This window comes from Kribbella koreensis (assembly GCF_039525325.1).
GTDB lineage: Bacteria > Actinomycetota > Actinomycetes > Propionibacteriales > Kribbellaceae > Kribbella > Kribbella koreensis.
This window is the reverse complement of sequence record NZ_BAAAHK010000021.1, coordinates 23,452-37,193: the sequence shown is the minus strand read 5'-3', so window position 1 is coordinate 37,193 and position 13,742 is coordinate 23,452. Positions and strand designations below refer to the sequence as shown.

Genomic DNA, 13,742 nt, shown 5'->3' with positions numbered 1-13,742 from the left:
CGGCTCAGTTGGCGAGCTTGTTGAACTTCGAGACCTGGCCGGCGAACGTCTTCACCTGGGCCGGCGACCAGTCCTTGAGCAGGTCCTCGATCACCTTGTGGCGCTTCTTGCGGGCCGCGGCGAGCTTGCGCTTGCCGTTCGCCGTCAGCGTCAGCAGGGTCGCCCGGGCGTCGGACTTGTCGGCGGCCCGCTTCAGCAGGCCCTCCTCCTCGAGCCGGGCGCAGGCCCGGCTGACCGGCCCCTTGTCCACCTCGAGCGCCGCGACCAGGTCGGCCATCCGAACCGGCGCCAGTTCCTCGACGTGGTTCAGCAAGGCGTACTGGGCCGGCTCCAGATCCGGATGCGCCTCGTCCGACAGCGTCCGCTGCAGACTGCGCAGCCGGCGTGCCAGCGTGACGAGTTCCTTCTCCAGGTTCTCGAGTGCGTCGTTAGTGTCAGTTGCCACCGTTCACCCCTTCTTTTCAGTTGCCCCGCAACCATCTTGTCCGGCCCCAGTCAGGACCGCATCCTCACGTTGCGTCGAATGTTGCCCCCGGCAACGCGTTCTAATCTGCCAGAAGATGACCGGCCTGCCCAGTCCTGAGCGTGCCCTTTGTTCAAAACTGCCCGTTAACCCCCCGTGCAAACCGCCCGCGGGGTCGGGTATGATCCTCTGAGTCCGCCGGGAAACCGGCAGCCGCGCGGGTGTAGTTCAATGGCAGAACATCAGCTTCCCAAGCTGACAGTGCGAGTTCGATTCTCGTCACCCGCTCCAGCAGACCCCAGGCCGATGGCCTGGGGTTTTTGCCTTCTCCGGGGTTTCGGGTGCGGCCGGCGCGGGTAGTCCGGGCCGGTGCCTGCCTGATCAGGGGTGGCATTTCATATTCGAATGGCGCCGCCGAACGGGTGCCGCTTTGTCCTTGCAAACCAGGGGTGACAACCATTCCATACGGAAACAGAACGAGGGCCGGCCGAGTGGGTACTCGGCCGGCCCTCGCGCCGGTGGTTACTTCGAGCCGAAGACCTCGAGTTCGGTCATGTCGGTGAACTGACAGCCGGCGTAGCCGCCGTCGGGGCAGTTCGTGGCGAAGTCGGGCACCTGCGGGCTGAGCATCACGAACCGGACGAACTTCACGCCGGTGACGTTGCCGGTCGGCGTGACCTCGTTGTACTTGCCGCGGTTGGCGGCGCCGAACTCGCCCTCCAGGGCCGTTGCCCAGGTGGTGCCGTCGACGGACGTCTCGATCCGGTACTTACCGGTCGCCGAGCTGCCCGGGTCGCCGCAGTTGTTCGACGGGTCGACCGAGAACTTGCTGATGTTCACGGCCACCGGCAGCGCGATGTCGACGTTCTTCGGAATCATCACGCCGGTCGGCGTACCGTCGTCGTCACCGGTGGTGCTGCCCCAGCCCGGACCCTGGCTGGAGTCGATCACGTTGGCCGGGCCACAGCCGAGCGACGTGAGGTCCGGACCGTTGAAGTCCACCACCGAACCGCCGCCGGACGCCGCGGCCCAGTTGCGCCGGGGCGTGAAGTTGGCGGTCGTACCGCCGGCCTTGACCGTCAAGGCGTTGCCGAGCACCTCGTAGCCGACGCCCGAGACGACGAACTTGCCGTAGGTGCCGGGCAGTACGCCGGTGATCGTGTACTTGCCGTTGGCGCCGGTCACTGCGGAGTAGTCACCCGCGTAGCCGGACGCGTGGCCACCGATGAACACCAGTGCACCGGCCACCGGAGCGCCGGAGTCCTTGTCCGTCACAGTGCCGGAGATAGAGGTGGTGGCGCCCGTCGGCGGGATGTGGAAGTCCTCGACCGGGTGCGAGTCGCCGCTGTCGAGTGCGCCGGCGAACCAGCCCATGCCGCGGTTCGCGAAGACCTGCCAGATGACCTTGGCGTTCTTGCCGCCACTGGCCACCAGGTCGGCCTGGACGATCGCGTTGCGCATGTCCAGCATCGTCGGGTCGGCGGTGGAGAGCTCCATCGCGCGGGTGATGATGCTCAGCGCGTAGGTGTGGCCGAACCGCTCGCGCAGGTCCCACAGCGTCTGGGCCCACACCTCACCGGACGAGTGCACCTCCGGCGAGCCGCCGATGGTCGGGAAGTCGCCGTAGGTGTAGCCACCCTGCGAACCGTCGATGCCGACACAGGCCGGCTCCTTGGCCCTGACCCGGCAGTCGTTCGGCATCGTGCGGATGGTGCCGCCGCCGGTGTCGTACCGGCCGATCCGCATCTCACCGTTGGCCTTGGTGTCCTTCTCCAGGTTGTGCGAGGCCAGGTAGTCGAGCGCGTAGAAGTCGCTCCACGCCTCGCCCATCGCGCCGGACTGGATGCTGTTCAGCGTCGAGTTGCCGCTCGCGTCGACGACCAGCCGGTTCGACAGGCCGTGGGTGTACTCGTGGTACAGGATCTCGGCCGAGTTCGACGAACTGGTCGCCACCGTCGCGTCGTCGCCGACGCTGCCGAACAGGTACATCTGCATGGTCGGCGGGGTGCCGTCCGGCGGGGTGTTCATGTTCGCGTTGTCGATGTGGTTGGCGTCCGGCCCGCCGTCGGCAGCGGTGGCCGCGCCGTCGATCGAGTTCAGCTGGACCGCGTCGCCGCCGTCGGCGTCGAACGAGCCCGCTGCCTTGGTGAAGCTGATCGGCGGCTTGGCCAGCCAGTCGTGGAAGTTGCTGGCGAAGAAGAACCCGTTGGTGACGTCCTCGTTCATGTTGGTCTTCCAGGACTGCGGCTTGGCCGGGTCCCAGGTGCAGATGGTCGTCGGCGAGCAGAGCGGGACCGACTGGAACGGCACCAGCTTGTACTCCGAACCGGTGCGCGTTCCCGGCATCTTGACCGTCTCGCCAGGGTTCGCCTGGTTGTCGTCGTTGATGTCCGCGAACGCCGCGACCGAAGTGCCCTCGAGGAGCGTCTTCGCGCCCTTGGGCAGCCACTTGTTGTAGATCAGGTTCTCGGTGCGCTGGACGCCGCCCTTGGGCGCGCCCGGGTAGTTGTCGAAGACGAGCGCGTCGCCCTTGTCGTTGCTGGACAGGTCACGCCGGTAGAGCAGCGTGCCGGTCTGGGCGTCGATCACGTGGGTGTAGATCAGCGTGCCGCCCGCGTTGGTGTACGTCGACCACGCCTTCCGCAGGCCGTCCGCGGTGTGGAACCAGACCTCCTTCGCGTAGTCGCCGTTGCTCCACTTGGTGGTGGTACCGGCGGCCTTGGCAGTTGCGCTCTTCGCGGTCCCACCGATGTCCTCGGCCGCGGCGGTACGTGCCGCCGCGGCGGTCACCGAGGGAGCAGCCCGGCGGGCCGCGGCCTGGGTGGCCAGTCCGGCGATCGGTGCGCCCTGGAGCGAGATCAGCTGGCCGGCCTTGGTGACGTTGGCCTTCAGGCCGTTGCCGAACACCTCGATGCCGTCGACCTCCTGGACCCAGGAGATGTGGTGGGTGCCGAGGTCGTCGACGTAGTCCTTGCGGAGCTTCAGACCGGCGAGGTCGGAGGCCGAGAGCCGGAAGACCTCCGGGTGCGCCTTGACGTAGGCCAGCGCGATGTCGGTCGCCTTCTTGGTGCTCTTGCCGGTGAGGAAGCCGTCGAGCTTGGTCACCTGCTCCGGCGTACCGGTGTTCTCGTCGAGTGCGACGACGCCCTGGCTGCCCAGGGAGGTACGGAATTTCTCCGAGGCGGCCGTTTCCTTACCGACCACCTTGGCCGCGCGGTTGTAGTTCGCGCGGGCGTTGGGGGTGCGGGCGTCGTAGTTGCCCTTGCGCTCCTTGGCCTTCAGCGGCTTGGCCGCGTCGGGGGGTGTCTTCGCATCGGGGGTGGCGGCCGTGGCGGCCATCGCGCCACCGCCGGCCGTGACCGCCAGGACCGTGCTGGCGCTCACGGCGGTCACCGCGAGCAGCCTGCGTCCCTTGCCGGGAACTCTCACAAACATCACTCCTGAATATTGTCGAGACAGAAGCCGGAGGGCCGGTCGAGTGGGTACTCGGCCGGCCCTCGCGGATGGTGATCGGTGCGGTTACTTGGTGCCGAAGACCTGGATCTCCGTCATGTCGGTGAAGGAGCAGCCGCTGACGGTGGAACCGGGACAGGTGGTCGCGAAGTTCGGGACCTGCGGGCTGAGCATCGTGAACTTGACGTACTTCACGCCGGCCGTCGCGCCGGTCGGCGCGAGTTCGGTGTACTTGCCGACGTTGGCGGCGGTGAACTCACCCTCCTGGGCGGTCGCCCAGGTGGTGCCGTCGGCCGAGGTCTCGATCTTGTACTGGCCGGTGGCGGCGGTCGGGTCGTCACCACAGGTGTTCGACGGGTCGACCGAGAACTTGGTGACGTTCACGGTGTCCGGCAGCGTGATGGTGATGAACTTCGGCACCATCACGTTGGTCGGCGTGCCGTTGTCGTCGCCGGTGGTGCTGCCCCAGCCGGTGCCCTGGCTGGAGTCGTTCGCGTACTGCGGACCGCACTGCGGCGAGAAGTCCGGACCGTTGTAGTCCGAGACCGTGCCGCCGCCGGACGACGCGGCCCAGTTGCGCCGCGGAGCCAGGTTGGCGACGGTGCCGCTCGGCTTGACCGTCACGGGAGCGCCCAGTACCTCGTAGCCGGCGCCGGTGACGACGAACTTGCCGTAGGTGCCGGGCAGTACGCCGGTGATCGTGTACTTGCCGTTGGCGCCGGTCACTGCGGAGTAGTCACCCGCGTAGCCGGAGGCGTGGCCGCCGATGAAGACGAGCGCGCCGGCCACCGGAGCGCCGGTGTCCTTGTCGGTGACGGTACCGGTGATGCTCGTGGTGGCCGTCTTCGGCGGAACGTGGAAGTCCTCGATCGGGTTCGCGTCGCCGCCGTCGAGCACGCCGGCGAACCAGCCCATGCCACGGTTGGCGAAGACCTGCCAGATGATGCCGGCGTTCTTGCCGCCGCTGGCCACCAGGTCGGCCTGGACGATCGCGTTACGCATGTCGAGCATCGTCGGGTCCGCGGTGGACAGCTCCATCGCGCGGGTGATGATGCTCAGCGCGTAGGCGCGGCCGAAGCGCTCCCGCAGGTCCCACAGCGTCTGGGCCCAGACCTCACCGGAGGCGTGGACCTCGGGGCGGTTGGTGATGTGCGGGAAGTCGCCGTAGGTGTAACCGCCCTTGCTGCCGTCGCGGGCGACGCAGTTCGGGCTGATCGCCTTCACGCGGCAGTCGATCGCCTCGGTCCGGAACAGCTGGCCGTGGGCGACGTACTTGCCCTCGAGGACCTCACCGGGAGCGGTGGTGTCCTTCTCCAGGCCGTGTGAGACGAGGTAGTCCATCGCGTAGAAGTCGCTCCACGCCTCGCCCATCGAGCCGGCCTGGATGCTGTTCAGCGTCGAGTTGCCGGTGGCGTCGACGACGAGCCGGTTCGACAGACCGTGGGTGTACTCGTGGTACAGGATGCTGGCGTCGTTCGCCCCGCTCGCGGGGACCCAGCGCTCCTGGTCGTCGGACTTGCCCGGCGAGTGCCACAGGTACATCTGCATGGTCGGCGGGGTGCCGTCCGGCGGGGTCGACATGTTCGCGTTGTCGTCGTGGTTCGCGTCCGGTCCGCCGTCGGCGCCGGTCGCCGCGCCGTCCAGCGCGTTCAGGTGCACCGGGTCGCCGCCCGCCGCGTCGAACGAGCCGGCCGCCGGGGTGAAGCTGATCGGCGGCTTGGCCAGCCAGTCGTGGAAGTTGCTGGCCAGGTAGAAGGCGTTGGTGACGTCCTGGTTCAGGTTCGTCTTCCAGGAGTCCGGCTTGGCCGGGTCCCAGGTACAGATGAACGCGGCCGAGCAGAACCGGCTGCTGTCCTGGAACGGGACGAGCTTGTACTCCGAGGTGGTCGGCGTACCCGGCGCCTTGACCGTCTCGCCGGCGTTCGGCTGGTTGTCGTCGTTCACGTCCGCGAAGGCGGCGACAGACGTTCCCTCGAGCAGCGTCTTCGCGTTCTTCGGCAGCCACTTGTTGTAGATCAGGTTCTCGGTGCGCTGGGTGCCGCCCTTGGCAGCGCCCGGGTAGTTGTCGATGACGAGCGCGTCGCCGTTGCCCTCGCTGACCAGGTCCTTGCGGTACAGCAGGCCGCCGGTCTGGGCGTCGATCACGTGGCTGTAGATCTTCGAGCCGCCGCCGTTGACATAGGTCAGCCAGCCCTTGCGCAGACCGTCGGCGGTGTGGAACCAGACCTGCTTGGCGGTGTCGCCGCTGCTCCACTTGGTGGTGCCGGCGGTGGTGCTCGCGGTGGCGTTCGCCAGCTTCGCGTCGACATCCTCGGCCGCCGCGGTACGGGCCGCGTCGGCGCTGATGGTCGAGGAGGCCGCCTTCTCGCGGGCCTGGGCCTGCGAGACGAGGCCGGAGATCGGCGCGCCCTGCAGCGAGATCAGCTGGCCGGCCTTGGTGACGTTGGCCTTGAGACCGTTGCCGAACACATCGATGCCGTCGACCTGCTGGCTCCACGAGATGTGGTGGGTGCCGAGGTCGTCGACGTAGTCCTTGCTCAGCTTGAGGGTGCCGAGGTCGGAGGCCGACAGCTTGAAGACCTCGGGGTGGGCCTTGACGTAGGCCAGCGCGATCTCGGTGGCCTTCTTGGTGCTCTTGGCGGTGAGGAAGCCGTTGAGCTTGGTCACCTGGGCCGGCGTACCGGTGTTCTCGTCGACCGCGACCACGCCCTGGCTGCCCAGGGAGGTACGGAACTTCTCCGACGCGGCGGTCTCCTTGCCGACCACCTTCGCCGCGCGGGCGTAGTTCGCGCGGGCGCTGGGAGTGCGGGCGTCGTAGTTGCCCTTGCGCTCCTTGCCGGTGATCGACTTCGCGGCGTCGGCCGGGGCCTTGGCGTCCGGGGCGGCGGAGGTGGCGGCCATCGCGCCACCGCCGGCCGTTACAGCCAGGACGGTGGATGCGCCGACGGCGGTAACCGCCAGCAGCCCCCGTCCCTTGCCAGAAACTCTCACAACTGTGCTCCAGAGAAAGTCGCGCGGATCGCCCTCCACGACCCGTCCGGCCGACCTTAAGCCGGGCGGTCGGCGTGGGGAAGGGTTATTTGCGGAATGACGCGGAAGCGAGGGTTGTCCTTCGTGCCCGGACCAGTACTGCGAGCGATGCCACAGTCGTCGCGGTGAGCAACGATCCGGCTGCGAGGAGTGTCGACTGCCCTGGGTGGACAAGGGATTCGCCGCGTTGCGCCTGCCAGATGGTCAGCCAGACCAGTCCGGCGTACGCCGCGGCGGCGATCCATACGAGGGCCGTCCGCGGGCCCTCTGGGCGGAGTACCGGGAACCGGCGGGCGAGCAGAATGAGGCCGAGGGCAACCAACGGGATCAGCTGCAGCGAGTGGATGCCGAGGAAGTGCCCGATCCGCAGGTCGCCGCCCTGGGTGCTCCAGCCGGTGATGGGCATCCCGGGACCGCCGTCCTCGACACCGACCGAGTGCGCGCCGAAGAAGTCCTCCCGGCCGGTCGCCGCGATCGCCCTCTCCTGGGCCGGGGTGGCGCGGAACATCAGCGAGCCGAGCAGCATCCCGACCAGAGTGGTGCCGAGGGCGAGCCGGATGCTCCAGCGCAGCGCCTTGTCGCCGGGCTTGTCGAAGAGCAGTTGGACCGCGATCACGAAGACGGCGATGTAGACCACGTAGATCGTCGTCGCCATCAGGTCGTGGAACAGCGTGTCGGTCGGGGTGGACTGGTTGAAGTGCAGCTGGCGGCCCCGGACGGCGACCTGACCGACGATGATCGCCAGCTCGGCGGCGATACCCAGCGCCACGAAGGTGCCCATCCACCAGCCGAGCCGGCGCGCCTTGGTCTGCAGCGACAGGAACCAGGCCAGCGTCACGCAGTACGCCGCGAAGCTGATCGAGAACTTGAGCGGCTTCATCCAGATCGGATGCCCGAGCAGCTGCCGATCGTCGAACAGCGCGCCCACGATGCCGATCAGGACCAGCACGGATGCCGCCGCCGCGACCGCGATCAGTGGCCGGTGCAGACGTCGCGGCCTGGCCGGAAGTACCGGTACTTCGGTTCGGATTTCCCCCACAGTTGTCATGTATCGATCGTCGGGATCGCGGACTCGCCGCACAGTAGGCCCAGGCCCCCTATTGGGCCTGGGCCTACCCCGGATCAACCCTGAGTGGGGTTCGCCGGTTTAGAAGGCGCCGGCGCCGTTCGGCGTGCCGAGGCCGGTCGGGCCGTCCCAGCCGGTCCGGGCGTTGCACCACTGGGTCGTGGGGCACGAGCCGTTGCTGCCGCTGGTCACGTCGAACAGCGAGCTGGCGTGCGCGTACGGCAGTGCGTTCGCGTAACCGGCGGTGTTGCCCGACAGTGCGTAGACCGAGGCGATGATCGGCGCGGCCTCACTCGTACCGCCGAACTGCGCCCAGGTGGAGGCCGTCTTGCTGGTCGGGTAGTAGATCGCCATCCCGCCCTTGCTCGGGTCAGCCGCCGCCGAGACGTCAGCCATCGCACGCTTCGAGCAACCGGTGCCGAAGGTGGATGCCGCACTCAGCGCGGTGTTGTACGTCGAGCAGCCCGAACCCGCACCACTCCAGACACTCTCCGACCAGCCACGGCTGTTGCCGGCCGAGACCAGCGACGTACCACCGACAGCAGTCGTGTAGGACGACGAAGCCGGGTAGCTGCCGCCCTGGTAGCCGTCGTCACCGGTCGAAGCGGTGACAGCGATGCCCGGGTGGTTGTAGTAGGACCCGTACGTCGCGTCGGAGGCGTCGCCGCCGCCGTAGCTGTTCGAGATGGCTACTACGCCGGGCTGCTTGGAGGCGGTGACCACCGCGGTGCCGAGGTCGGCGAAGCTGGCCGACTTCGCCTGCACCACAACGATCTTGGCGTCCGGTGCGGCGGCCGAGACCGCGTCGACGTCGAGCGCCTGCTCGCCGGCCCAGCCGACGTTGAAGGACGGCAGCGTGGTCCCGCCGGTCTGGTTGATGATGCGCAGGCAGCCGTTGGCGATCGTGCAGGCGGACAGCCCGAACTGCGAGCGGTAGACGCCGAGGTCGCGCTCCAGGTTCGGGTAGCCGTAGGCGTCGACGATGGCGACCGTACGGCCGTTCGCGCTCAGCCCGTTCAACTTGTACGCGTCCCGCAGCCCGGTCGGGGTGAGACCGGTCGCGGGCGGAGCGGCTGACGTCACCGACTTCCCGGCGGCGTCCACGAGCTTGAGCGCATGGCACGAGGCGGTGTGGGCCGCCTTCGCGGTGCTGCAGACCTGCGCGGCGTGCTTTCCGGCTGTGTACGGGGTGGGAGCCGCGGCGGCCCCTTGGCTGGTCAGTCCTGCGACGGCTAGTGCGCCGACGCCCAGGGCGGACACGAGAATCCGTTGCTTCAACAGAACTCCTCGAGCTGGGCAGGCCCGCCCTGATCATCTCGGTCTGGGGCGGAACCGGCGTGATTGGTGTTCGGAATCGTGCGCCTGCCCGGACCCCGGAATCCAGCGATCCGATCCCTGACAAATGTCATGGGTACCGCTGCGCGAACCCCTTGCAGCACAACGGTTTTCCCCGCCATCCCGCCCAGATCTGCCCCTTCGGCGTAATCCGAAGGATTCCCCCCGACTTTTCGGTTAGCGTCCTTTTCATGGACCTGCTGGCCGAGGCGGAGGCACTACAGACGGAGGCCCACGAGGTACTTCGTAGGCTCGATCTGGAGCACGCGTTCCCGTCCCTCGGGCCGCCGTCGCTGATCGGCAGCGCGCGCTCGGGACTGATGGTGCTCCGCGACCTGGACGTCATGTTCACGGCGCCCTCGGCAACGGCTTGCGAGGTACTGGCCGGGCTTGCCGACATCGCGGCGCGGGTCGAGTTGCTGTCGGTCGACTTCCGCGACGAACGGGGAGAGCGCCGGCCGACGCCGCAGCTCACCGACGAGCGCTTCTACGCGGTACTCGGGTACGCCGGCTGGAAGGTCGAGCTGACCGTCTGGCTGCACGCCGTCGACCGGCCGCATGTCGCGGACGCGTTGCGGGTCGGGGCGGCGAGTGATGAGGAGAAGGAAGCGATTCTGCGGCTCAAGAGCACCTATCCGGTGTACCCGGACGCGGTTGGCGGGTCGGACATCTATCCGGCGGTGCTCGAGCACGGCGTACGGAGTACCGAGGAATTGACTGCCTACTTGGGCAGCTGAAGAGTGCCGGCCGTCCGGCAACGCCACCGGGCGGCCGGCACTCGCTTGGGGTCCCACGTCAGAGCAGGCCGAGAGCCTCGGACTCCTGGTCGCTGAACAGACGGGAACGGATCAGGAAGCGGACGCCTTCCGGCGCCTCGACGGAGAAGCCGCTGCCGCGGCCTTTGACGACGTCGACGGTCAGGTGGGTGTGCTTCCAGTACTCGTACTGGTTCTTCGACATCCAGAACGAGATCGGCTGGTCGAGCCCGGCCACGTCGAGGTCACCCAGCAGGATGTCCGCGTTGCCGGTCCTGAACTCGCCGTCCGGGTAGCACATCGGCGAGCTGCCGTCGCAGCACCCGCCGGACTGATGGAACATCAGCGGGCCATGGATCTCGGTGAGGCGACGGAGCAACTCCGCCGCCTCCTCCGTGTACGAAACCCTTTCGACCATGACGTTTTAGAAGAAGCCGAGCTTGTTCGGGCTGTAGCTGACCAGCAGGTTCTTGGTCTGCTGGTAGTGGTCGAGCATCATCTTGTGGTTCTCCCGGCCGATGCCCGAGTTCTTGTAGCCGCCGAAGGCCGCGTGCGCCGGGTAGGCGTGGTAGCAGTTCGTCCAGACCCGCCCGGCCTGGATCTCGCGGCCGGCCCGGTACGCCGTGTTCATGTCCCGCGACCAGACGCCGGCGCCGAGCCCGTACAGGGTGTCGTTGGCGATCTTGATCGCGTCGGCGTAGTCGTCGAACCTGGTCACCGAGACGACCGGCCCGAAGATCTCCTCCTGGAAGATCCGCATCTTGTTGTCGCCCTCGAAGATGGTCGGCTGGACGTAGTAGCCGCCACTGAGGTTGCCGCCGAGGTCGGCCTTCTCGCCGCCGGTGATCACCTTGGCGCCCTCGGCCTTGCCGATGTCGATGTACGACAGGATCTTCTCGTACTGGTCGTTGCTGGCCTGCGCGCCCATCATCGTGTCGGTGTCCAGCGGGTTGCCCTGCTTGACCGCCTCGGTGCGCGCCTTCGCGTCGTTGAGGAACGAGTCGTAGATGCCGGCCTGGATCAACGCGCGGGACGGGCAGGTGCAGACCTCGCCCTGGTTCAGCGCGAACATCGTGAAGCCCTCGAGCGCCTTGTCGTAGAAGTCGTCACGGGAGCTGGCGACGTCGTCGAAGAACAGGTTCGGGCTCTTGCCGCCGAGCTCCAGCGTCACCGGGATGATGTTCTCCGAGGCGTACTGCATAATGAGCCGGCCGGTCGTGGTCTCACCAGTGAACGCGACCTTGGCGACTCTGTTGCTGGACGCAAGCGGCTTGCCGGCCTCGACGCCGAACCCGTTGACGATGTTCAGCACCCCCGGCGGGATCAGGTCGGCGATCAGCTCCATCAGGACATGGATCGACGCGGGCGTCTGCTCGGCCGGCTTGAGCACGACGGCGTTGCCGGCGGCCAGCGCGGGCGCCAGCTTCCAGGTCGCCATCAGGATCGGGAAGTTCCACGGGATGATCTGGGCGACGACACCGAGCGGCTCGTGGAAGTGGTAGGCGACGGTGTCGTCGTCGACCTGGGAGATCGAGCCCTCCTGCGCGCGCAGCGCGCCGGCGAAGTACCGGAAGTGGTCGACGGCCAGCGGCATGTCCGCGGCCAGCGTCTCGCGGACCGCCTTGCCGTTGTCCCACGTCTCGGCGACGGCGAGCAGTTCGAGGTTGTCCTCGATCCGGTCGGCGATCTTGTTCAGGATGTTCGCGCGCTCGGCCGCCGAGGTCCGGCCCCAGCCCGGCGCGGCTCCGTGGGCGGCGTCGAGGGCTGCCTCGACGTCGTCGGAGGTGCCGCGCGCGATCTCGGTGAAGGTCTCGCCGGTCACCGGCGTGGGGTTCTCGAAGTACCCGCCCTTGGCCGGCGGCACCCATTCACCACCGATGAAGTGGTCGTACCGGGACTTGAAGCTGACGGGACTGCCGTCCTGCCCTGGGGCTGCATAGATCGTCATAGGTCCTCCTGCAGAAAAGAGCGGTGCTGCGCAAGCTAGGCCGGGCGACGTTGCAAGGACGTTGCATAGCTTTGTGGCCTGGTACACCCTTGTCTGACCGCCCGTTCCGGGTGAGGCTGGAGCGTGGACCCCGGCGAAAGGGCACGGCGGCTCAGTGAGCTGTACGACGAGGTGCTCGGCGGAGTCCGGGTGCCTGGTGTGCCGCGCCCTGCCGCGCCGAGGCCGTTGGTCGCCGAGTCCTGGCAACGATCGCTGGCGGCATCCGTCGATCCGGAGCTGGACGGGCCGCCGTTGGTCCTGCCGGCCGACGTGCTGGAGTCCTTGCGCGAGGACCACCCGTTGCACGCGGTACTGCCGATCCTCCGCGCGACTCTGACGACCATCGCGGACGAGGCGTCCCACATCATGATCGTCACGGACGCGCAGGGGCTGATCCTCTGGCGCGAGGGGGCGGCCGATGTTCGCCGGCAGGCCGACCGGATCGCGCTGACCGAGGGGGCGGTGTGGTCCGAGGATGCGATCGGTACCAATGGGATGGGTACTGCGCTGGCTACCGATCAATCGGTCCAGATCCACTCGGCCGAACATCTGGTACGCCGTATTCACGCGTGGACGTGTGCCGCGGCGCCGGTCCATGACCCGGATACCGGCAAGGTGATCGGGGCGATCGACGTCAGCGGGCCGTTGCGGACGGTCCATCCGGCGATGATGGCTCTGGTGACAGCGGCTGCTCAGTTGGCCGAGGGGCAGCTCCGGGTGCGGATGGCTGCGGCTGACGAGACGCTGCGCGCTCGCAACATGCGGCACTTGATCGCGCTTGGTGATTCGCCCGGAGCGCTGCTCACGCCGACCGGACGGGTGCTGGCGGTCCAGCCGCTGGCCTGGCTGCCTGATCGCCTCGACGTCTCCGCTGGCGCGTCACGCGTCGAGCTCGGCGATGGACGCGAGGCCGTGGTCGAGCAGCTGGACGAGGGCTACCTGTTGCGTATCCCAGGCCCGGTACGCCGACGCCGCCCGCTCCTGCGGTTGAGGCTGCTGGGCGCGGACCAGCCCGCCGCTGTCGTCGGGACCCGTGAGATCGCGCTGACGCTGCGCCGGGCCGAGGTGCTCGCGTTGCTGCTCCTCCATCCGGCCGGGCTCACGGCTGAGCAGTTGATGCTGCACCTGTATGGGGACGAGGGCAATCCGGCGACGGTGCGGGCCGAGATGCATCGGCTGCGGAACCTGCTCGGGCCGGGCGTACTCGACACCAAGCCGTATCGGATCGTCGCGGAGGTGTCGGGGGACGTCAGCGATGTGCAGTTGGCTCTGCGTCTTGGCGACCTGGCTCGGGCTCTGGAGTTGTATTCCGGGCCGCTGCTCGGGCGCTCGGATGCGCCGGCCTTGCGGGTGGAGCGGGACGAATTGGATGCGACGTTGCGGCGCGCAGTACTGGGTTCGGCTGATGCCGAGCTGCTGTGGCGGTTCGCGGAGACGCCGACGGGGGCCGAGGATCTGGAGATCTTCGAGGTGCTCGATCGGCTGCTGCCGGCCGGTGACCATCGCCGGGCCGCGGTTGCCGCCCGGCTGGATCGGCTCGCCGGCTGAGGGCTGCGACTGACGTTCGGTATCCGGCGTTCAGTATCTGGACAGTGGAATTTAAGTGCAGTGAACTAGTCTAGTTTCGCAGGTGTGACCGTCGTGGGTGACTCA

9 protein-coding genes and 1 tRNA gene are annotated in these 13,742 nt (G+C 67.9%); 3 read left to right on the top strand and 7 right to left on the bottom strand.

The annotated features are described in order from the left end of the window. Positions 1 to 4 precede the first annotated feature (4 nt). Positions 5 to 445 carry a MarR family winged helix-turn-helix transcriptional regulator gene (locus ABD116_RS36780; protein ID WP_164601271.1) on the bottom strand — a complete coding sequence of 147 codons (441 nt, stop codon included), beginning with the start codon at positions 443 to 445 and terminating at the stop codon, positions 5 to 7. A gap of 235 nt (positions 446 to 680) precedes the next feature. Here ABD116_RS36780 and ABD116_RS36775 point away from each other — a divergent pair. Next, positions 681 to 754, top strand: a tRNA-Gly gene (locus ABD116_RS36775). Between the two features lie 231 nt (positions 755 to 985). On the opposite strand, the gene ABD116_RS36770 is transcribed toward ABD116_RS36775, so the two are convergent. The 4 genes from ABD116_RS36770 to ABD116_RS36755 all read right to left on the bottom strand — a co-directional run bounded on the left by ABD116_RS36770 (position 986) and on the right by ABD116_RS36755 (position 9,290). Further along, on the bottom strand, positions 986 to 3,856 hold the full coding sequence (locus ABD116_RS36770) for a M36 family metallopeptidase (RefSeq protein WP_343981645.1): 2,871 nt from the start codon (positions 3,854 to 3,856) through the stop codon (positions 986 to 988). A 126-nt stretch (positions 3,857 to 3,982) separates the two neighbouring features. Continuing rightward, positions 3,983 to 6,907 carry a M36 family metallopeptidase gene (locus ABD116_RS36765; RefSeq protein ID WP_343981642.1) on the bottom strand — a complete coding sequence of 975 codons (2,925 nt, stop codon included), beginning with the start codon at positions 6,905 to 6,907 and terminating at the stop codon, positions 3,983 to 3,985. A gap of 85 nt (positions 6,908 to 6,992) precedes the next feature. Continuing rightward, positions 6,993 to 7,994: a hypothetical protein gene (locus ABD116_RS36760; RefSeq protein WP_343981639.1), complete on the bottom strand. Its 1,002-nt coding sequence runs from the start codon at positions 7,992 to 7,994 to the stop codon at positions 6,993 to 6,995. Between the two features lie 99 nt (positions 7,995 to 8,093). Further along, positions 8,094 to 9,290 (bottom strand): S53 family peptidase, encoded by a 1,197-nt coding sequence (locus ABD116_RS36755; RefSeq protein WP_343981636.1) that lies wholly within the window; start codon positions 9,288 to 9,290, stop codon positions 8,094 to 8,096. A gap of 248 nt (positions 9,291 to 9,538) precedes the next feature. Here ABD116_RS36755 and ABD116_RS36750 point away from each other — a divergent pair, with 248 nt between their 5' ends. Next, positions 9,539 to 10,084: a hypothetical protein gene (locus ABD116_RS36750; protein ID WP_343981633.1), complete on the top strand. Its 546-nt coding sequence runs from the start codon at positions 9,539 to 9,541 to the stop codon at positions 10,082 to 10,084. Between the two features lie 58 nt (positions 10,085 to 10,142). On the opposite strand, the gene ABD116_RS36745 is transcribed toward ABD116_RS36750, so the two are convergent. Further along, entirely contained in the window at positions 10,143 to 10,520 is a 378-nt protein-coding gene (locus ABD116_RS36745; RefSeq protein WP_343981630.1) for a DUF779 domain-containing protein, read from the bottom strand. 6 nt (positions 10,521 to 10,526) lie between these two features. Next, entirely contained in the window at positions 10,527 to 12,050 is a 1,524-nt protein-coding gene (gene adh, locus ABD116_RS36740) for an aldehyde dehydrogenase (RefSeq protein ID WP_343981627.1), read from the bottom strand. A gap of 123 nt (positions 12,051 to 12,173) precedes the next feature. Here adh and ABD116_RS36735 point away from each other — a divergent pair, with 123 nt between their 5' ends. After that, on the top strand, positions 12,174 to 13,637 hold the full coding sequence (locus tag ABD116_RS36735) for a GAF domain-containing protein (protein WP_343981624.1): 1,464 nt from the start codon (positions 12,174 to 12,176) through the stop codon (positions 13,635 to 13,637). Positions 13,638 to 13,742: the final 105 nt, after the last annotated feature.

Bases quoted from the DNA above. Each gene is read 5' to 3' on its own strand.
- ABD116_RS36760 (WP_343981639.1), bottom strand. From the start codon at position 7,994: ATGACAACTGTGGGGGAAATCCGAACCGAAGTACCGGTACTTCCGGCC.
- ABD116_RS36750 (WP_343981633.1), top strand. From the start codon at position 9,539: ATGGACCTGCTGGCCGAGGCGGAGGCACTACAGACGGAGGCCCACGAG.
- ABD116_RS36745 (WP_343981630.1), bottom strand. From the start codon at position 10,520: ATGGTCGAAAGGGTTTCGTACACGGAGGAGGCGGCGGAGTTGCTCCGT.
- adh (WP_343981627.1), bottom strand. From the start codon at position 12,050: ATGACGATCTATGCAGCCCCAGGGCAGGACGGCAGTCCCGTCAGCTTC.